This window comes from Streptomyces fragilis (assembly GCF_003112515.1).
GTDB classification, from domain to species: Bacteria; Actinomycetota; Actinomycetes; order Streptomycetales; family Streptomycetaceae; genus Streptomyces; species Streptomyces fragilis.
In genome coordinates, this window is sequence record NZ_BEVZ01000011.1 from 58,534 (window position 1) to 77,514 (window position 18,981).

Annotated in this window: 17 protein-coding genes and 1 riboswitch; of the genes, 13 read left to right on the forward strand and 4 right to left on the reverse strand. The window is 73.6% G+C overall.

Annotation, left to right across the window (positions count from 1 at the left end; all coding sequences use genetic code 11):
- Nucleotides 1-147: 147 nt before the first annotated feature.
- Nucleotides 148-1,236: a glycoside hydrolase family 6 protein gene (locus tag Sfr03f_RS28530; RefSeq protein WP_108957143.1), complete on the forward strand. Its 1,089-nt coding sequence runs from the start codon at nucleotides 148-150 to the stop codon at nucleotides 1,234-1,236.
- Here Sfr03f_RS28530 and Sfr03f_RS28535 read toward each other — a convergent pair.
- Nucleotides 1,218-2,639 (reverse strand): uracil-xanthine permease family protein, encoded by a 1,422-nt coding sequence (locus tag Sfr03f_RS28535; RefSeq protein WP_108957102.1) that lies wholly within the window; start codon nucleotides 2,637-2,639, stop codon nucleotides 1,218-1,220. The two genes, Sfr03f_RS28530 and Sfr03f_RS28535, sit on opposite strands and share 19 nt — an antisense overlap.
- Nucleotides 2,640-2,740: 101 nt before the next feature.
- Entirely contained in the window at nucleotides 2,741-3,994 is a 1,254-nt protein-coding gene (locus Sfr03f_RS28540; protein ID WP_108957103.1) for an MFS transporter, read from the reverse strand.
- A 147-nt stretch (nucleotides 3,995-4,141) separates the two neighbouring features.
- Nucleotides 4,142-4,272, forward strand: a riboswitch (FMN riboswitch).
- A 230-nt stretch (nucleotides 4,273-4,502) separates the two neighbouring features.
- Here Sfr03f_RS28540 and Sfr03f_RS28545 point away from each other — a divergent pair.
- The 9 genes from Sfr03f_RS28545 to Sfr03f_RS28585 all read left to right on the forward strand — a co-directional run bounded on the left by Sfr03f_RS28545 (nucleotide 4,503) and on the right by Sfr03f_RS28585 (nucleotide 12,249).
- Entirely contained in the window at nucleotides 4,503-5,111 is a 609-nt protein-coding gene (locus Sfr03f_RS28545) for a riboflavin synthase (RefSeq protein WP_108957104.1), read from the forward strand.
- Nucleotides 5,108-5,752 (forward strand): nicotinamide mononucleotide transporter family protein, encoded by a 645-nt coding sequence (locus tag Sfr03f_RS28550; RefSeq protein ID WP_108957105.1) that lies wholly within the window; start codon nucleotides 5,108-5,110, stop codon nucleotides 5,750-5,752. Before Sfr03f_RS28545 ends, Sfr03f_RS28550 begins: the two co-directional genes overlap by 4 nt.
- Entirely contained in the window at nucleotides 5,749-7,062 is a 1,314-nt protein-coding gene (locus Sfr03f_RS28555) for a bifunctional 3,4-dihydroxy-2-butanone-4-phosphate synthase/GTP cyclohydrolase II (RefSeq protein ID WP_108957106.1), read from the forward strand. The genes Sfr03f_RS28550 and Sfr03f_RS28555 overlap by 4 nt, the downstream gene beginning before the upstream one ends.
- Nucleotides 7,063-7,114: 52 nt before the next feature.
- Nucleotides 7,115-7,600 carry a 6,7-dimethyl-8-ribityllumazine synthase gene (gene ribH / locus Sfr03f_RS28560; protein ID WP_108957107.1) on the forward strand — a complete coding sequence of 162 codons (486 nt, stop codon included), beginning with the start codon at nucleotides 7,115-7,117 and terminating at the stop codon, nucleotides 7,598-7,600.
- A 33-nt stretch (nucleotides 7,601-7,633) separates the two neighbouring features.
- On the forward strand, nucleotides 7,634-7,906 hold the full coding sequence (locus Sfr03f_RS28565; RefSeq protein ID WP_108957108.1) for a phosphoribosyl-ATP diphosphatase: 273 nt from the start codon (nucleotides 7,634-7,636) through the stop codon (nucleotides 7,904-7,906).
- 108 nt (nucleotides 7,907-8,014) lie between these two features.
- The gene (gene hisG / locus Sfr03f_RS28570; RefSeq protein ID WP_108957109.1) at nucleotides 8,015-8,863 is read left to right on the forward strand and encodes an ATP phosphoribosyltransferase; all 849 of its coding nucleotides are present in this window, start codon (nucleotides 8,015-8,017) and stop codon (nucleotides 8,861-8,863) included.
- Nucleotides 8,864-8,932: 69 nt separating this feature from the next.
- Nucleotides 8,933-9,382: a PH domain-containing protein gene (locus Sfr03f_RS28575; RefSeq protein ID WP_108957110.1), complete on the forward strand. Its 450-nt coding sequence runs from the start codon at nucleotides 8,933-8,935 to the stop codon at nucleotides 9,380-9,382.
- Between the two features lie 408 nt (nucleotides 9,383-9,790).
- A complete protein-coding gene (locus Sfr03f_RS28580; RefSeq protein ID WP_108957111.1) occupies nucleotides 9,791-11,224 on the forward strand; it encodes a hemolysin family protein in 1,434 nt (477 codons plus the stop codon).
- Nucleotides 11,221-12,249 (forward strand): hemolysin family protein, encoded by a 1,029-nt coding sequence (locus Sfr03f_RS28585; RefSeq protein WP_108957112.1) that lies wholly within the window; start codon nucleotides 11,221-11,223, stop codon nucleotides 12,247-12,249. The genes Sfr03f_RS28580 and Sfr03f_RS28585 overlap by 4 nt, the downstream gene beginning before the upstream one ends.
- A gap of 106 nt (nucleotides 12,250-12,355) precedes the next feature.
- Here the strand turns inward: Sfr03f_RS28585 and Sfr03f_RS28590 are convergent, their stop codons facing one another.
- Complete coding sequence (locus Sfr03f_RS28590) at nucleotides 12,356-14,227, reverse strand: AAA family ATPase (protein WP_245967813.1); 1,872 nt, start codon at nucleotides 14,225-14,227, stop codon at nucleotides 12,356-12,358.
- A gap of 391 nt (nucleotides 14,228-14,618) precedes the next feature.
- Nucleotides 14,619-15,266, reverse strand: coding sequence for a uridine kinase family protein (locus Sfr03f_RS28595; protein ID WP_245967814.1), 648 nt, complete (start codon nucleotides 15,264-15,266; stop codon nucleotides 14,619-14,621).
- Between the two features lie 248 nt (nucleotides 15,267-15,514).
- Here Sfr03f_RS28595 and Sfr03f_RS28600 point away from each other — a divergent pair, with 248 nt between their 5' ends.
- The 3 genes from Sfr03f_RS28600 (at nucleotide 15,515) to Sfr03f_RS28610 (ending at nucleotide 18,717) form a co-directional block, all read left to right on the forward strand.
- The gene (locus Sfr03f_RS28600; RefSeq protein WP_108957114.1) at nucleotides 15,515-16,879 is read left to right on the forward strand and encodes a C39 family peptidase; all 1,365 of its coding nucleotides are present in this window, start codon (nucleotides 15,515-15,517) and stop codon (nucleotides 16,877-16,879) included.
- Between the two features lie 158 nt (nucleotides 16,880-17,037).
- Entirely contained in the window at nucleotides 17,038-17,181 is a 144-nt protein-coding gene (locus tag Sfr03f_RS28605; RefSeq protein ID WP_108957115.1) for an SCO1431 family membrane protein, read from the forward strand.
- A 354-nt stretch (nucleotides 17,182-17,535) separates the two neighbouring features.
- Nucleotides 17,536-18,717, forward strand: coding sequence for an acyl-CoA dehydrogenase family protein (locus tag Sfr03f_RS28610; RefSeq protein ID WP_108957116.1), 1,182 nt, complete (start codon nucleotides 17,536-17,538; stop codon nucleotides 18,715-18,717).
- Nucleotides 18,718-18,981: the final 264 nt, after the last annotated feature.

Here is an 18,981-nt window from a genome sequence, read left to right on the forward strand (position 1 = left end):
TGCCGGTTGCTTCCTCCCTGCGGGGGACGCGGGCCACGGACCGATGACGCCGGAGCAACGCAGCACCGTGGGGGAGCACCACTCGTGGACCGACCGGGCCAGGCGGGGCAGCCACCGCAGCGGCGCGCCCGGCACCGCAGACGGCTCCTGCTCGCGGCGTGGGCGGGGGTGGCCGCCGTCGCCCTGACGGCCGGCCTGGTGGCCCAGGCCGCCTCGGACACCCCGGCCCCGGCCGCCGACGGACGGGCGGACGCGGTGGCCGCGCCCGCGCCCTCGCCCGGGAAACGCGGGGCGTCCCCGTCCGCCCCGCCGCAGATCGCGTCGACCTCCTCGCCCCGGCCGGAACCGAGCCCCTCACCGAAGGCCGCCGACGACGGGCGGCTCTACCTGCACCCGGACTCGCAGGTGGGGGACTGGGTGCGGCAGAACCCGGGCGACCGGCGCAGCGCCGTCATCGCGCGGCGGATCGCCTCCCGCCCCGCCGCCGTGTGGTTCGCCGACCCGAACGTCACCACGGTCACCGGCCACGTCCGCGCCGTCACCTCGCGCGCCGCCGCGCAGGGCCGGGTGCCGGTGCTGGTCGCGTACACTGTCCCGGGCCGGGACTGCGGGCAGTACTCGGCCGGCGGCGCCCAGGACCTCGACGCCTACGGCACATGGATCGACCGGTTCGCCGCCGGCATCGGCTCCGGCGAGGTGATCGTGATCCTGGAGCCCGACTCGATCGCCCAGTCCCACTGCCTCTCCGAGAGCGACCGGAAGGACCGCTTCGCCGCGCTGGCCCGGGCCGGGCGGGTCGTCAAGCGCCTCGCACCACGCGCCCGCGTCTACTACGACGCCGGGCACTCCGGCTGGAACCCGGCCGCCCAGCAGGCCGCGCTGCTGCGCCGGGCGGGCGCCGCCTCACCCCAGTCCTCGGACGGGATCTTCAGCAACGTCTCCAACTTCCGCACCACCGCCGACGAGGTGCGGTACGTCCGCGCGGTCCTGGACGCCATGGACGCGCCGGCGAGCCACGGCGCGGTGATCGACACCAGCCGCAACGGCAACGGGCCTCCGCCCGGGGGAGTGTGGTGCGACCCGCCCGGCCGGAAGGTCGGCCGGGCGCCCGCGCTGTCCCCGGGCGAGGCCCGTGTCGACGCCTATCTGTGGGTGAAGCTGCCGGGCGAGTCCGACGGCTGCCGGGGCAGGGCCGGCGCCTTCACCCCGGACTACGCCTACGAACTGGCGCGCTGACCGCCCTCGCCGTCCTCGCCCTTCGGGGCGGAGCCGGCGTCGTAGCGGGAGGTGCCCTCGTCGAGCAGTGGCTCCTGCGTCTTCATGTGGGCCGGGGCGAACACCCGCAGCGCGTGGTAGCCGGTGATGACCACCAGGGTGCCCAGCGCGATGCCGCTCAGCGTGAAGGTGTCGGTGATCTTCATGGAGACGTTGCCGACGCCGATGATGATGCCCGCCGCGGCCGGCACCAGGTTGAGCGGGTTGCGCAGGTCGACCCCGCCGTTGAGCCAGATCTGGGCGCCCAGCAGGCCGATCATGCCGTAGAGGATCACGGTGATGCCGCCGAGGACGCCGCCCGGGATGGCCGCGACGATCGCGCCGAACTTGGGGCACAGGCCGAACAGCAGGGCGAAGCAGGCGGCGGCCCAGTAGGCGGCCGTGGAGTAGACGCGGGTCGCCGCCATCACGCCGATGTTCTCGGAGTAGGTGGTGTTCGGCGGGCCGCCCACCGCGGTGGAGAGCATGGAACCGATGCCGTCGGCGGAGATCGCCTTGCCCAGCTTGTCGTCCATCGGGTCGCCGGTCATCTCGCCGACGGCCTTGATGTGGCCGGTGTTCTCGGCGATCAGGGCGATCACCACGGGCAGCGCCACCAGGATCGCGGACCAGTCGAACGCCGGGCCGTGCACGTCGGGCAGGCCGAACCAGGCCGCCTCCTTGACCCCGGAGAGGTCCAGGCGCCAGTGGTCGACGACCTTGCCGGTGGCGTCGGCGGAGTGGATCTGCCCGAGGACCGCGTCGAACAGCCAGGAGATCCCGTAGCCGAAGATCAGGCCCAGGAAGATCGCGACGCGGGACCAGAAACCGCGCAGGGCGATCACCGCGAAACCGGTGAACAGCATGGTCAGCAGCGCCACCCACTGGTCCTGCGGCCAGTAGGTGGTGGCGGTGACCGGGGCCAGGTTGAAGCCGATCAGCATCACGACGGCACCGGTGACCACCGGGGGCATCGCCGCGTGGATGATGCGGGCGCCGAACTTCTGCACCGCCAGGCCCACCAGGAACAGCGCCACGCCGACGCAGAACACCGCGCCGGTGACGGTGGCGCTGGATCCGCCCTGGGCGCGGATCACCGCGGCGACGCCCACGAAGGAGAGCGAGCAGCCGAGGTAGCTGGGCACCCGGCCGCGGGTCACCAGCAGGAAGATGATCGTCGCGATGCCCGACATCATGATCGCCAGGTTCGGGTCCAGGCCCATCAGGATGGGGGCCACGAACGAGGCGCCGAACATGGCGACCACGTGCTGCGCGCCGAGCCCGGCGGTGCGCGGCCAGGAGAGCCGTTCGTCCGGGCGCACCACTGCTCCGGGCGCGGGCGTGCGCCCGTCTCCGTGCAGTTTCCAGCGCACGCCGAGGTCCATAGATGTTCCGCTTTCTGGGGTTCCCTAGATCTCCGGGCCTGATCGCTTCTGTTCAACCGGAGGATCGCTGTCCGCATCATTGTGGCGGATGGCGACAGGGATCACCCCGCGGGATGCTCCGAGGCCCGGGACGCACCGGACGACCCGGCCTGCTCGCCCTTCCCCGGCGCCGGTCCCGCTCCCCGGTCCCCCGCGCGCAGCACCCCGGCCAGGCCGGCCACCCCGCAGGCGAGCAGCGTCACCAGGGCGAACGAGACGACCAGGCTGGTGGCCTCGGCCAGCGCCCCGATCGCTCCGGGGGCGACCAGCCCGGAGGTGTAGGTGATGGTGGCGACGCCGGCGATGGCCTGGCTCGGGTTGGGACCGCTGCGCCCGGCGGCGGCGAAGCACAGCGGCACCACCACGGCGATGCCCAGGCCCAGCATCGCGAACCCGGTCATCGCGACCGCCGGGTGCGGGGCGACGACCACCAGCACCCCGCCGAGCGCGGCCAGCGCGCCGCTCACCCGCACCGAGCGGACCGCCCCGAAGCGGTCGACCACCGGGTCGCCGGCGAACCGGGCCAGCGCCATGGTCAGGGTGAAACCGGTGGTGCAGGCGGCGGCCAGGGTCGCCGACGACCCGAGGACGTCGCGCAGGTAGACCGCCGACCAGTCGAGGCTGGCGCCCTCGGCGAAGACCGCGCAGAAGCCGATCGCGCCGATCAGCAGCGCGGACCGCGGCGGCAGCGCGAAGCGGGGCGGCGGCTCCTCGTCCACCGCGGCCCGGATGTCCAGCAGCCAGGAACAGGCGACCAGGCCCACCACGGTCAGGACCGTCGCGGCGACCGCGAAGTGCAGGCGACCGTCCGCCTCCAGGTGCGCGGCCAGGGTGCCGCCCGCCGAGCCCAGCAGCGCGCCCGCGCTCCACATGCCGTGCAGGCCCGACATGATCGACCGGTCCAGGCGGTTCTCCACCTCGACGCCGATCGCGTTCATCACCACGTCCGCCATCCCCGAGGTCGCGCCGTAGACGAACAGCGCCAGGCAGAGGGTGAGGAGGTTCGGGGCGAGGCCGGGCAGCACCAGGGACAGCGTCCACGCCGCGAGCAGCAGCCGCTGCGCCGCCCGCACGCCGAGCACGTGGGCGATCCGGCCGGCCAGCGGCATCGCCAGCGAGGCGCCCAGGGCGGGCATCGCCAGGGCCAGACCCAGCTGTCCGGCGCTCACCGAGGCGTGGTCCGCGACCCAGGGCACCCGGGAGGCGAACGATCCCGCCACGGCGCCGTGCACCGCGAACACCGTGGCCACGGCGTAGCGTGCCTTCCGTACCTGACCTGCTGCGTAGGCCGGCCGGCCGGTCGACGTGTCGGACACGCGGTCCCTCCCCGAGGCGATCCGGTGCACCGTGCACCGATCTGACCGTACACGTGAGCGACCACCCGATGTGAGTCAGTCCACAGGGGCGGCCTTCTGCGGGCACCGGGTGACATGGCACACTGGGCGTGTCAGATCAATGACCAACAGCGCACTCCGGGGTCGGTGAAAATCCGAACCGGCGGTTACAGTCCGCGACCCGATCGCCTCCAGCGGTCGGTTGACCAGGTGAAATTCCTGGACCGACGGTTAAAGTCCGGATGGGAGGCAGTGCGCGACGGGCAGGCACGACCGTGCCGGGCCGTCGGAGCGGGTGATCGCCCGCGGGTCGTCGTCCTGGCCGTGCCCCAGGCGCGGCCGGCAGGCGCGTCCGCGTGGCCTTTCCCGTCCGGCGGGTCGTACGCGGCCGGGCCGAACGACCGGTGTCGAGCCGTCGGCCCGTGTGTCCCTGCCGTTCGTCGTCGGCAGCCCCGGAGTCCGTGCCCGTCACGGCAGGAGGACCCGGGAAGTGTTCACCGGCATCGTCGAAGAGCTGGGTGAGGTGACGGCCGTCGAGCAGCTCGACGACGCCGCACGGTTCCGGCTGCGAGGCCCCGTCGTCACCGAGGGCGCCCGACACGGCGACTCGATCGCGGTCAACGGAGTCTGCCTCACGGTCGTCGAGCACCAGGGCGACGAGTTCACCGCGGACGTCATGGCCGAGACCCTCAAGCGGTCCAGCCTCGGCGCGCTCACCGTCGGCTCGCGCGTCAACCTCGAGCGCCCCACCCCCGTCGGGGGCCGCCTGGGCGGGCACATCGTGCAGGGCCACGTCGACGGCACGGGCGCGATCCTGGACCGCCAGGCCTCCGAGCACTGGGAGGTCGTCCGGATCTCGCTGCCCGCGGAGCTGTCCCGCTACGTGGTCGACAAGGGGTCCATCACCGTCGACGGCATCAGCCTCACCGTCGTCGAGGCCGGCCAGGACTTCTTCACGGTCAGCCTCATCCCCACCACCCTCGCGCTGACCACGCTCGGCACCAAGAAGGCGGGCGACCCGGTCAACCTCGAGGTGGACGTCGTCGCCAAGTACGTGGAGCGGCTCACCCTCGCGGGCCGGACGGAGGGTGACCGGTGAACTGGCTCAACGCGGAGGCGTTCACCGTCCTCGGGCAGGACATCATCTGGTCCGACCTGATCGGCAACACCCTGGGCCTCTTCGCGCTCGCCCTCGGCTGGCTGCGCAACGTCTGGACCTGGCCGCTGCAGCTGGTCTCCGGCCTGGTGCTGATCGCGGCGAACATATCCGTGCAGCAGGCCGGCGGCGTCGGCAAGCAGCTGGTGGTCGTCGCGGTGGCCGTCTGGGGCTGGCGCGCCTGGCAGCTGGGCCGCCGGACCTCCGCGGACGGCGCCGTCCAGGTCCGCTTCGCCACCTGGACCGAGCGCGGCCTGCTCGCCGCCGGCGCCCTGGCCGGAACCCTCGCCGTCGGCGGGCTGTTCACGCTCTTCCCCACCCTGTCCTGGAGCCCCTGGGCCGACGCCTACATCTTCGTCGGGACCCTGGTCGCCATGTACGCGCAGGCCAAGGGCATGGTCGAGTTCTGGTTCGCCTGGCTCCTGGTCGACCTGGTCGGCGTCCCGCTCAACTTCGCGGGCGGACTCGCCTTCTCAGGTCTCATCTACCTCGTCTACGGGGCACTCGTCCTGTGGGGCATGCGCGACTGGTGGATCCGCTCCCGCGCAGCCCAGCGACCCGCCCTGGAAGGAACGCCGGCATGACGGCTCCCGCCTGGACCCCGAACCCCCGCCACCCCGAGGACCCCGACGCCCTGATCCTCGCCCTCGACCCCGTCGAGCAGGCGATCGCGGACATCGCGGCCGGCCGCCCCGTGATCGTCGTCGACGACGAGAACCGCGAGAACGAGGGCGACCTGGTGATCGCCGCCGAGGCGGCCACCCCCGAGGTCGTGGCCTTCATGATGAGCGAGTGCCGCGGGCTGATCTGCGCCCCCATGGAGGCCGACGAGCTCGACCGCCTGCGCCTGCCGCAGATGGTGCAGGACGAGGCGAACACCGAGTCCATGAAGACCGCGTTCACCGTCTCCGTCGACGCCACCGCCGCCCACGGCGTCACCACCGGCATCTCCGCCGAGGACCGCGCCGCCACCCTGCGCCTGCTGGCCGGCGGCACGGCCGGACCGGACGACTTCGTCCGCCCCGGCCACGTCTTCCCGCTGCGCGCCCGCCCCGGCGGCGTGCTGGAGCGCCCCGGCCACACCGAGGCCGCCGTCGACCTGGCCCGGCTCGCCGGGATGCGGCCCGCCGGCGTCATCGTGGAGATCGCCGGGGAGGACGGCCGGATGCTGCGGCTGCCCGACCTGGTGCCCTTCGCGCGCAAGCACGGGCTGACCATCGTCTCCATCGAGGACCTGATCGCCTACCGGCGCTCCGCCGAGCCCACCGTGCGCCGCGAGGCCGAGGTGCGCCTGCCCACCCGCTTCGGCGACTTCACCGCCTACGGCTACCGCTCCACCGTCGACGGCGTCGAGCACGTCGCCCTGGTCCGCGGAGACATCGGCGACGGCCGCGACCTGCTGGTGCGGCTGCACTCCGAGTGCCTCACCGGCGACGTCTTCCACTCGCTGCGCTGCGACTGCGGCCCCCAGCTGGAGGCCTCGCTGGAGCGCATCCACGAGGCGGGCCGCGGGGTGCTGGTCTACCTGCGCGGGCACGAGGGCCGCGGCATCGGCCTGATGTCCAAGCTGCGCGCCTACGAACTGCAGGAACGCGGCCACGACACCCTCGACGCCAACCTCGAGCTCGGCCTGCCCGCCGACGCCCGGGACTACGGGGCCGGCGCACAGATCCTCGCCGACCTCGGCGCCCGGACCGTGCGCGTGATGACCAACAACCCCGACAAGACCGACGCCCTCGCCCGCCACGGCATGGAGATCCTCTCCCGGATCCCGATGCCCGTGCAGGCCGGCGAGCACAACGTCCGGTACCTGCGCACCAAGCGCGACCGGATGGGCCACGACCTGCCCTGGCTCGACCAGGACGGCGCGGTGGCCGGCTGCGGCGACCAGTGACCCACCGATCCACCCCCCGTCCCACCCACCCCGAAGCACCCCAGGAGAGCACGTGAGCGGCAAGGGCGCACCCGAACTGACCGTCGAGAACTGCGGAGACCTGCGGGTCGCCGTGGTGGCGGCGCAGTGGCACGAGAAGGTCATGGACGGACTGGTCGACGGCGCCCTGCGCGCCCTGACCGAGCTCGGCATCACCGAGCCCACCGTGCTGCGCGTGCCGGGCAGCTTCGAACTCCCCGTGGTCGCCAAGGTGCTGGCGCAGCGCGGCTACGACGCGGTGGTCGCCCTCGGCGTCGTCATCCGCGGCGGCACCCCGCACTTCGACTACGTGTGCGAGGGCGTCACCCGGGGGCTCGTCCAGGTCTCCGTGGAGACCGGCGTCCCCGTCGGCTTCGGCGTGCTCACCTGCGACACCGAGGATCAGGCGCTGGACCGCGCCGGACTGCCCGGCTCGAACGAGGACAAGGGGCACGAGGCGGTGACCGCCGCCGTCGCCACCGCGACCGTCCTGCGTTCAGTATCTGAACCCTGGCGGTGACACCTCCCGGCACCGCGTAGGGTTGGGCCCACCATGTCCAAGAAGACTTTCGAGGAGCTCTTCACCGAGCTCCAGCACAAGGCCGCACACGGCGACCCCGCCACCTCCCGCACCGCCGAACTGGTGGACAAGGGCGTCCATGCCATCGGCAAGAAGGTGGTCGAGGAGGCGGCCGAGGTCTGGATGGCGGCCGAGCACGAGAGCAAGGAAGCCGCCGCCGAGGAGATCTCGCAGCTGCTGTACCACGTGCAGGTGATGATGGTCGCCCGCGGCATCTCCCTGGACGACGTGTACGCACACCTGTAGGCAGCCCCGCCCCCGCGTGACCCCACGCGCCGCCCGGGCGGGGCCGCTCCCGCCTGTCCGTCCGCCACCGCGCGACACCCATCCGAGTCGAACGAAGGAAGCCGTTCCATGCTGCGCATCGCCGTCCCCAACAAGGGTTCCCTCTCCGGCCCTGCGGCGGCGATGCTGCATGAGGCCGGCTACCAGCAGCGCCGCGAGTCCAAGGAACTGCGGGTCGTCGACCCGGTCAACGAGGTGGAGTTCTTCTACCTGCGCCCCCGCGACATCGCGATCTACGTCTCCTCCGGCCGCCTCGACATCGGCGTCACCGGCCGCGACCTGCTGATCGACTCCGGGGCGGACGCCGAGGAGATCCTCCCGCTCGGCTTCGCCCGTTCCACCTTCCGCTTCGCCGCCAGGCCCGGCGCGGTCAAGAGCCTGGCCGACCTCTCCGGCACGACCGTCGCCACCTCCTACGAGGGCATCGTCGACAAGTACCTGGCCGAGCAGGGCGTCGACGCCTCCGTCGTCCACCTGGACGGCGCGGTCGAGACGGCGATCGAGCTGGGCGTCGCCGAGGTCATCGCCGACGTGGTGGAGACCGGCACCTCGCTGCGCAACGCGGGTCTGGAGGTCTTCGGGGACCCGATCATGAAGTCCGAGGCGGTGGTGGTCCGCCGCACCGGCGCCCCCGCCGACGAGCCCAAGGTGCAGCAGTTCCTGCGCCGCCTGCAGGGCGTCCTGGTCGCCCGGACGTACGTGATGATGGACTACGACTGCCGCGTCGAGCAGCTGGAGAAGGCCGTCGCGCTCACCCCCGGACTGGAGTCCCCGACCGTCTCCCCGCTGCACAACGAGGGCTGGGTCGCCGTCCGCGCCATGGTGCCCTCCGCGGACGCGCAGAAGATCATGGACGACCTCTACGACCTGGGCGCCCGCGCCATCCTGACCACCGCCATCCACGCCTGCCGCCTCTGAGCCGCCGCGTCCCCCGGTGACCGGGGGACGCGCCCGCTCCGAGGAGACCGAGCACACCGAGGGATCAGCATGACCACGACGGACCTGCCCGCGCTCCCCGTCACCTTCCGGCCCGGCCGCACCCGCGCGGTGCTGCTGGCGCTGGGCGCCGCGCTGTTCGTGGTCCTGACCGTCGTGGCCCTGCTGCTGCCCCGCCTCGGAGCGGGGGAGCGGCTCAGCTTCGTGTGCACCGGCGCCCTCGTGTTCGGTGTCCTGTGGGTGCTCGCCCGGCCCCGGGTGCACGCCGAGGAGGCGGGCGTCACGGTGGTCAACATCGCCTCCCGCAGGCGGCTGGAGTGGGCGGAGATCGTCCAGGTCCGGCTGCGGCCGGGCGACCCGTGGGTCTTCCTGGACCTCTCCGACGGCACCAGCCTGCCCGTCCTGGGCATCCAGCCGGGCGCGGCCCGCGAGCAGGCCCTGCGCGACGCCCGCGCCCTGCGGGCCCTGGTGGAGGCCAGGACCGCGGTCGGCCCCGCCTGAGGCGCGACCGCCCGTGGTGTGCTTGAGGTGCGACCGCCCGTGGTGGCGCGCGGAAGCGCCGCACCGCGGTGGCGCGGAAGCGCCGCACCGTGGTGGCGCGGGAGCGCCGCACCGTGGTGGCGCGCCGGAGCAACGCGCTGTGGGGGGCGCGCGGAGGCACCGCACCCCCCGCCCGGCGCAGTCACCCCTGCCGCGGACGGCCTGGTCTTGATTAACCTGTCAGCCGGGGCGTCACGGTGACGCCTCCGCCCCCGAGGCGGGCCCGGCCCGCCGGCCGGCGCCCCGGGGGCTCCTGCGATCCGAGGAGTGACTGACTCCGGCGATGGACGGACCGTCCTGCAGTACCTGCGCCGCCCCTGCCCGACCTGACGCGGACCCGTTCCGCGGCATCGCGGAGGCGGCGGCCACATGACCATCCCCCTGCTGCTCCTGGCAGCCGCCTTCCTGCTGATCCTGGCCAACGGATTCTTCGTGGCCGCCGAGTTCGGCCTGGTGACCGTCGACCGCCCCGAGGCGGAGCGCGCGGCCGCCCAGGGCGACCGGCGCGCCCGCCGCGTGGTCGACTCCCTCAGGGAACTCTCCTTCCAGCTCTCCGGGACCCAGCTCGGCATCACCATCACCTCCCTGGTCGTCGGCATGCTCGCCGAGCCCGCGCTCGCCGGACTGCTGCACGCCCCCTTCACCGCGCTCGGGCTGCCCGAGGGCGTCGTCCCCGGCGTCTGCGTCGCGGTCGGGATGCTGCTCGCCTCCGCGGTGCAGATGGTGATCGGCGAGCTGGTGCCCAAGAACTGGGCCGTCTCCCGGCCGCTCCAGGTGGCCCGCTTCGTGGCCGGCCCCCAGCACCGGTTCGCCCGCCTGTTCCGCCCGGTGATCGCCGGGCTCAACGCGGTCGCCAACCGGCTGGTGCGCGCCCTGGGCTTCGAGCCGGCGGAGGAACTCGCCTCCGCCCGCACCCCGGGCGAGCTGGTCTCGCTGGCCCGGCACTCCGCCCGGGCCGGCGCCCTCGAACAGGACACCGCCGACCTGTTCGTGCGCACCCTGTCCACCCTTTCCCTGGGCGAGCTGACCGCCCAGCACGTGATGACCCCCCGGGTGCGGGTCGCCGCGCTGCAGGCCTCGGCCACCGCCGAGGACGTCGTCAACCTGACCCGGGCCACCGGCCTCTCCCGCTTCCCCGTCTACCGGGAGCGGATCGACGAGATCGTCGGCATGGCCCACCTCAAGGACGCGCTGGCCGTACCCGCCGCGGAACGCCTGCGCACCCCGGTGACCCGCCTGTGCCGGCCCGCGCTGCTGGTGCCCGAGACCCTCCCGGTGCGGCCGCTGCTGACCCGGCTGCGCACCGAGCAGCCGATCGCGGTGGTCGTCGACGAGTACGGCGGCACGGCCGGCGTGGTCACCCTGGAGGACATCGTCGAGGAACTGGTCGGCGAGGTCCGCGACGAGCACGACGGGCTGGACGTGCCCGAGCTGGCCCCCGCCCTCACCGAGGACGGCGCGCCCGCCTGGGACGCCGACGGCGGCTGCCGGATCGACCTCCTGGGCCGGACCGGACTACGGCCGCCGGAGGGGCCCTACGAGACGGTGGCCGGACTGGTCGCCGACCTCCTCGGGCGCATCCCGGCCGTGGGGGACACCGCCGAGCTGCCCGGCTGGCGGCTGCGGGTCCTGCGGGTCGGGCACAACCGTGCCGAGCGGGTGCGGCTGGTCAGGGCGGGAGCGGTCGCCACCGTGCCGGCCGCCCCGCCCGACACCGTGGCGGTCCGGGCCACGGCCTTCGGGGCCACGTCCGGCGCCGAGGACCGGCCGGCCGCGCAGCACCTCGCGGAGGCCGCCCGGTGAGCGCGCTGCAACTGCTCTTCGCGGCCCTGCTGGTGCTCGGCAACGGCTTCTTCGTCGGGGCCGAGTTCGCGCTGGTGTCGGTGCGCCGCAGCCAGATCGAACCGCTCGGCACCGCCCGGGCCCGGCAGGTCCTGTACGGCCTGGAGCACCTGCCCCGGATGATGGCCGCCGCCCAGTTCGGCATCACCGTCTGCTCGCTCACCCTGGGCGCGGTCGCCGAGCCCACCGTGGCGCACCTGCTGGAGCCGGTGTTCACGGCGCTCCGCCTGCCGGAGGCCATGGTCCATCCGCTGGGCTACGTCCTCGCCCTCGCCGTGGTGGTCTTCTTCCACCTGGTGATCGGCGAGATGGTGCCCAAGAACCTGGCGATGGCGGCGCCCGAGAAGGCGGCGGTGTGGCTGGGGCCCGGACTGGTCGCCTTCGCGCGGCTGTGCGGCCCCGTCACCGCGGCCCTGGGGGCCTGCGCCGGGGCGGTGCTGAGACTGTTCCGGGTCGAGCCCAAGGACGAGGTCGAGGCGGTGTTCACCAGCGAGCAGCTCAACCGGCTGGTGGAGGACGCGGGCCAGGCCGGGCTGCTCGACCCGGAGGACGCCGAACGGCTCGAGGACGCCCTCGAACTGGGCTCGCGCCCGGTCACGGACGTCCTGCTGCCGCGCGAGTCCCTGGTCACCGTCGGCCCCTCGGTCACCCCCGGGGAGGTGGTCGGTCTCACGGCGCGCACCGGGTTCTCGCGGTTCCCGGTGGTGGGGGAGGGCGACGTCTTCCTGGGCTACCTGCACGTCAAGGACGTCCTCGACCTGGACGACGCCGACGGGCCGGTCCCCCCGAGGGTCCGCCGCCGGATGACCGAGCTGCCCGCCGGTCTGCCGCTGGACGACGCGCTCACCGTGATGCGCCGGGCCGCCGCCCACCTGGCGGCGGTCACCGACGGCTCGGGCCGCGCGCTCGGACTGGTCGCCCTGGAGGACGTCCTGGAACTCCTGGTCGGCGAGGTCCGCGACCCGGCCCACCGGGTGGCGTCCTAGGGTCACCTTCCGCGGGAGGGCGCGCCTGCCCTCCCGCGGGAGCGGTCCCGCCCGCCTTCCCGCGGAAGCGGTCTCCCCTGCCCTCCCCGGGAGCGGCCCCGTCCCGTCAGTCGTCGCCCGACGCCGGTTCCCGTCCCGCGAGGACCTCCCCGTAGGCCTGCATCAGGTCCGGCAGCCGCAAGGTCGACAGGTCCTCCCGGGACAGCTCCGTGTCCGGCGGGACCGCCGACAGCCGCAGGTCGCGGTAGGCACAGCTCTTCTCGTACAGGGTGCGCAGGAACCGCCCGTTGCCCAGCTCGTCGATCCACCCCCGCTCGACCACGTAGACGCTGATGGACAGCAGTTCCTCCCGCGCCTCCGCGTCCCAGACGTCCTTGTTCTCCTCGGCCAGCACCTCGCCGATCGCGCACAGCTCGTCGGGCCGGTAGGAGGGGAAGTCCACCCGCGTGGTGAAGCGGGAGGACAGGCCGGGGTTGGCGGCCAGCAGCCGGTCCATGCCCTCGGGGTAGCCGGCGAGTATCACCACCAGCTGGTCCCGGTTGTCCTCGGCCCGCTTCAGCAGCACCTGCAGGGCCTCGTCGCCGTAGGCGTCACCCTTGCCGTACCCGGTGTTGACCAGTGAGTACGCCTCGTCGACGAACAGCACCCCGCCCAGCGCGGAGTCGATCAGCTCGTTGGCCTTCACGGCGGTCTGGCCGAGGAACTCGCCCACCAGATCGGCCCGTTGCGCCTCGACCAGGTGGTCCCCGCCGAGCAGTCCCAGCGCGTAGAAGACCCGCCCGAGTATCCGGGCCACCGTGGTCTTGCCGGTGCCCGAGGGACCGGAGAAGACGAAGTGCCGCTTCGGCGGCCGCACCGGCAACCCCTGCTCGGCCCGCAGCCGCGCCATGTTCAGCTGCGCGGACAGCGCCTTGACCTGCCGCTTCACCGGCTCCAGACCGACCATGCGCTCCAGCTCGGCCAGCGCCTCCTCCAGCAGCGCCGGATCGGCGGGCCCCGGGGGGACGTGCCTGAGCGGGGCGAAGGACTTCTCGCGCACCGTGTCCGGCGAGGACAACGGCGAGGTCTCGGGATCCGGGTCGGAGACCTTCACCCCGACGTCCCGCCCCGCCGTCCCGGCCATCGGGTCCAGGCCCTCCGCGCCCTCGCCGGCGGGGGAGAGGGGGAAGCCCGCGTAGCCGTCGATGCCGAGCTCCGCGTCCTCGTCCCAGCCGTCCCCCTCGGAGATGGCCGCCAGCCGCGCGGAGGTGTCCATGAACGACGGATCGACGTGGTGCACCGCGCGGTACAGGGGCAGCGCGGCGGCGGTCCGGCCGGTGCCCTCGTGGGCGCGGGCCAGCCAGTACCGCAGCTCCTTGCGCTGCGGCTGCTCGCTGCGGCACCGCATCAGCGCGGCCGACAGCAGCGGTTCGGCCTGCCCGTACATCTCCAGCCGCACCCGGGCCATCCCGCCGAACAGCCGGGCCTCGATGCCCAGCGCCGGGTCGTCCAGCAACGGCTCGGTGTGCCGCACCAGTTGGTCCCAGTCCTTCACCAGGTAGGCGCGGCAGGCGTGCAGGAACCGGACCTGGGCGTCGGAGGCGGCGGGCGGTAACGAGCCGAGCGCGCGGTCGAGTTCGGGAACGTGGCGGCCGTCCAGCCAGTGCGAGGCGTACGCCAGCAGCAGGTCCCGGCCGCTCTCCAGCACCGGCTGGACCCACCAGCCCAGCCAGTACCAGGAGTTGAGCGGCCTGCCGTGCCGGGTGCGCTGCTCGCCGAAGCGGTCGCCGTGCTGGTGCATCCGCAGCAGCGCCGTCGTCGTGTCCACCCGCAGGGCGTGCAGGCCCAGCCACGCGTCCGCCATGCCGGGGTCGAGCCGTACCGCGGTGCGGAACTCCTCCTCCGCCTGCGGGTAGGCGCCCATGGTGTAGGCGTCCACCCCTCGCAGCCAGGCCAGATCGGCGGGGGCGCCGGGGCCCCGGGTGCCGAATTCCCTCACGTCGCCGTCCCCCACGAACCGTGCCCCCGTCCCCTCGCCACCGGGCCGGCCCCGGTGACCGCCTCGGCCGAACCGACCGGCCACCGGCCCCGGTTGGCCACGCGGCGGCGGACCGACGGACGCACCGAGGGCATCGTACCCATGGGGTCGGCGGGGCCCGAAGGGCCAAACGAGGGCGCGCGGAGCACCACCGGCGCACCGCTGCGACACCGCGCGGTCACGGAGGGTGAGAGAAACGGGGCGCGGGGCGTCCGCGGAAGCGGTCCGGGGCAGAACGAAGCCCCCGGTCACGGGGGAACAACCGGGGGCTTCGTGTCCATGGGCGGCCGTGCACCGGCCGCGCAGTGAGAACGTAAGACCTGCACGGCCCCGGGGTCAAGCCGTCCCGACGTCACGGTCGGGCGTCGTGCCCCGGGTCGTCGAAGGGGCGTTCGCGGGGCGCCGACGGCTCGTCACCGAACGTGAGGAAAGTGGTGGTCGCACCCTCCGACAACCGGTAACCGCACCCCAGTTGACGGACCAGCAGATGCGCGTGGGGACGCGAGGGGTCGCGCGCGAAGTGCGCGCGCTCGGCCGCCTCCCAGCCGTCCCAGAACTCCTGCTGCCCCTCGCCGTCCCGGCGGCGGCCGCGCCGCCAGGACTCCTCGGCCGGCAGGTCCATCCAGATCAGCCGGGCCAGGTGCGGACGCAGCTCCCGGCGCCCCGCGCCGACGCCCTCGATCAGCACCACGGGCGCGGGCGGCAGGACGCGGGGCGCGCCGAAGCGGCGGGCGGACCAGTCGTAGGGCGCGTAACGGGCCGCCCGGCCCTCCCTCAGCGGCTCCAGCACCTCGGAGACGAACCGCGCGGTCCAGGAGAACAACTCCTCGTGGGTGGCGATGTCGTCGAGATGGAGCACCGGAGCGCCGCCGAGCGCCCGGGCCAGCCGGGCCGCGAAGGTGCTCTTGCCGGAACCCGCGTGCCCGTCGATCCCGATCAGCCGGACCGGGCCGCAGGAAGGGGACAGCCGCAGCAGCGAGGCGGCGAGGGCTTCTGACACGGCTCCACCCTAGGTCCGTCCGTCGCCCGGGTGACTCGTCGGCCGTCTCCTGGCCGTCTGTCGCCCGGGTGACTCGCCGGCCGCCTCCCGGCCGTCTTCCCCGCCGGTGCCTCCGTCAGAGGTCCACACCAATATTGCCGCAGCAGGAACGGCCGAGGTACTGGATCGACGGCGGACCGCATGGTCATAGTGGGGGCCGGTGCCGCGGACACCGTCACCTGACACACACCCCAGGGGGCCGATCAGCCATGAGCAGCAGAGCACAGCAGCCGTCCCGCAGAAACGTTCTTGCCGCGGCGGTCGCCGTGGCGGTCACCGGGGCCGCCGCGGTTCCCGCGACCGCGGCCCCCGCGGACGCCGCCGCCGGCGGGGCCGCGGCCAAGGGGCTGGTGGACAACCGGGCCTGGGTCACCTACGCCGACTGGTCCGAGGGCCGCGCCCGCGGCGTGCGGCCCGTGGCCGGCGCCCGCCCGGGCATCGTCATCGCCACCCCGGCCGGCGTCACCGACTACACCGACCCGCACACCGGGACCACCGCCTCCTGGGAGTACGCCACCTGGACCTCGCAGCCCCACCGGCTCACGGTCCCCGCCACCGAAGTGATCCCCAGCTGGAACGCCGACACCCCGGACGGCACCTGGATCCAGGTCGAGCTGCAGGGCACCTACAACGACGGCACCGACACCCCCTGGTACGTGATGGGCCGGTGGGCCGCCGGCGACCAGGACATCCGCCGCACCTCGGTGGACGACCAGACCGACGGCAAGAGCACGGTCTGGACCGACACCTTCTCCGTCGACGACGCCTCCACCGGCCTGCGCCTGGTCTCCTACCGGCTGCGCCTCACCCTCCACCGCCGCCCGGGCACCAAGGCCACCCCCACGGTCTGGCGGCTCGGTGCGATGGGCTCCGACGTCCCGGACCGCTTCACCGTGCCCGCCTCCACCCCGCGGGTCGCCCGCGAGCTCACGGTGCCGCGCTACTCGCAGAACACCCACGTCGGCCAGTACCCCGAGTACGACAACGGCGGTGAGGCCTGGTGCAGCCCCACCTCCTCGCAGATGATCATCGAGTACTGGGGCCGGAAGCCCACCGCCGAGCAGCTCGCCTGGGTCAACCCGGAGTTCGCCGACCCGCAGGTCTGCCACGCGGCGCGCCACACCTTCGACTACCAGTACGAAGGCTGCGGCAACTGGCCGTTCAACGCCGCCTACGCCGCCACTTATCCGGGCCTCCAGGGCGTGGTGACCCGGCTGGAGTCGCTCACCGACCTGGAGAAGCTGATCGCCGCCGGCATCCCGGCCATAACGTCGCAGTCCTTCCTCGCCACCGAGCTCACCGGCGCGGGTTACGGCACCTCGGGCCACCTGATGACGGTGATCGGCTTCACCGCCGAGGGCGACGTCATCGCCAACGACCCGGCCTCCCCGAGCAACGAGGCGGTCCGCCGCGTCTACAAGCGGTCCGAGTGGGAGAACATCTGGCTCCGCACCAAGCGCTACAACGCGAGCGGCAAGGTCTCCTCCGGCACCGGCGGCGTCTGCTACCTGTACTTCCCGGCGCACCCCACGCCCGCCCAGCGGCGCGCCCTGGAGGCCGTCGGCATCCGCTGAGGGCGTCGGTCGAGGGCCTCGCGGAGCGCTGACCTGCGGTCTTGTGACCAAGGTCTCCGCCCGGAGGCCCTCGGGCGATGGCATGGTGGAGGAACGGAATCCGGCCGCGGCCGGACGCCGGGGGGATCCTCCACCGCACGCGACCCGAGCGAGACATCATGAGCGCAGCGACCGCCACCCTGACCCGCACCCTCACCGGCGGCCCGAAGGACGACGACGACAACGGCCTCGTCGAGAACATCGCCGGCTGGGTCCTGGTCGTGGTGGTGGCCATGCTGGTCACCCGCCTCGGCCTGGTCTGACCCGCCGGGCGCGACGACGGCGGCAGCAGGACCGCCCGCACGGCACGGACGGAGCCCGGCCCCACGGCCCGTCCCGTCCGCACAGCAGAAGGAGCCCGGCCCCACGGCCGGGCTCCACTGCTTTTCCGCCGCCCGCGGACGCGCCCGCAGGACATGTTCTCCATCCGTTACAAGTAAGCGACCGTTAACCGGTGACGCAGCGACGACTACCGGGCATACTCACAGCGCGCAGCCGCCGACCTGCCGTTTTCTTCCGCGATCCGGAAGGGCGTCGGATCTGCCCGTGAGCCGGCGGGTCCCGCATCATCCACGCGGTCACCCGCCCTGCGCCTGTACAGGGAGGAGAACACCGCCATGACCGATCATGGTGCCCCGCAGCCGGTAGACCGTACGCTGCCCACCGACGAGGCCCGGGACCTGCTCGCCCTGGCCCGCGACATCGCCCAGCGCGAGATCGCCCCCACGGCGGCCGACGAGGAGGACGCCGGCGTCTTCCCGCGCGAGCTCTTCGCCCTCCTCTCCGAGGCCGGACTCCTCGGGCTGCCCTACTCGGTCGAGTACGGCGGCGGCGACCAGCCCTACGAGGTCTACCTCCAGGTCCTGGAGGAACTGGCCGCGGCCCGCCTCACCGTCGGCCTCGGGGTGAGCGTCCACACCCTCTCCTGCCATGCCCTGGCCCACTTCGGCACCAAGCAGCAGCGACTGGAGCACCTGCCCCGGATGCTCGGCGGCGGCCTGCTGGGCGCCTACTGCCTGTCCGAGCCGGCCTCCGGTTCCGACGCCGGCTCGCTGCGCACCCGCGCGGTCCGCGACGGCGCCGACGGCGACTGGGTCGTCGAGGGCACCAAGGCGTGGATCACCCACGGCGGCATCGCCGACTTCTACACCCTGATGGCCCGCACCGGCGGCGAGGGCCCCCGCGGCATCAGCGCCTTCCTGGTCCCGGGCGACGCCCCTGGCCTCTCCGCGGCCGCGCCCGAGAAGAAGATGGGCATGAAGGGCTCGCCCACCGCCCAGGTCCACTTCGACGGCGTCCGGCTCGGCGACGACCGCCGGATCGGCGACGAGGGCCAGGGCTTCACCATCGCCCTCGCCGCACTGGACTCCGGCCGGCTCGGCATCGCCGCCTGCGCGATCGGCGTGGCCCAGGCCGCGCTGGACGCCGCCGCCGCGTACGCCGGCGAGCGCCGTCAGTTCGGCCGCCCCATCGGCGACTTCCAGGGCCTGCGCTTCCTGCTCGCCGACATGGCCACCCAGGTCGAGGCGGGCCGCGCGCTCTACCTCGCCGCCGCGCGGCTGCGGGACGCCGGCCGTCCGTTCTCCCGGCAGGCGGCGATGGCCAAGCTGTTCTGCACCGACGCCGCCATGAAGGTCACCACCGACGCCGTCCAGGTCCTCGGCGGCTACGGCTACACCGCGGACTTCCCGGTGGAGCGGTACATGCGCGAGGCCAAGGTGCTGCAGATCGTCGAGGGCACCAACCAGATCCAGCGGATGGTCATCGGCCGTCACCTGCTGGGTCCCGAGTCGCGCTGACCGGCGGGCGCCGGCCCGGCGGCGTCGCCAGGCGGGTCCACTCCGGGTCGTGACGGCCCGGAAGGGTCCGCCCTCCGTCCGCCCAGCTCCGCAGCAGCTCGCGGTAGATGGGCGGATCCTCGGGCGAGGACTCCGGCACCGCCGGGGCCTCCACCGGGCCCGGCACGAACACACGTCGGCGCCGGGCGACGGCCGAAGAGGGTGCGGTCATACCGGGAGAACGCCCGGGGCGGCGTCACGTCACCCCACCGGGCGTCAGCGCAT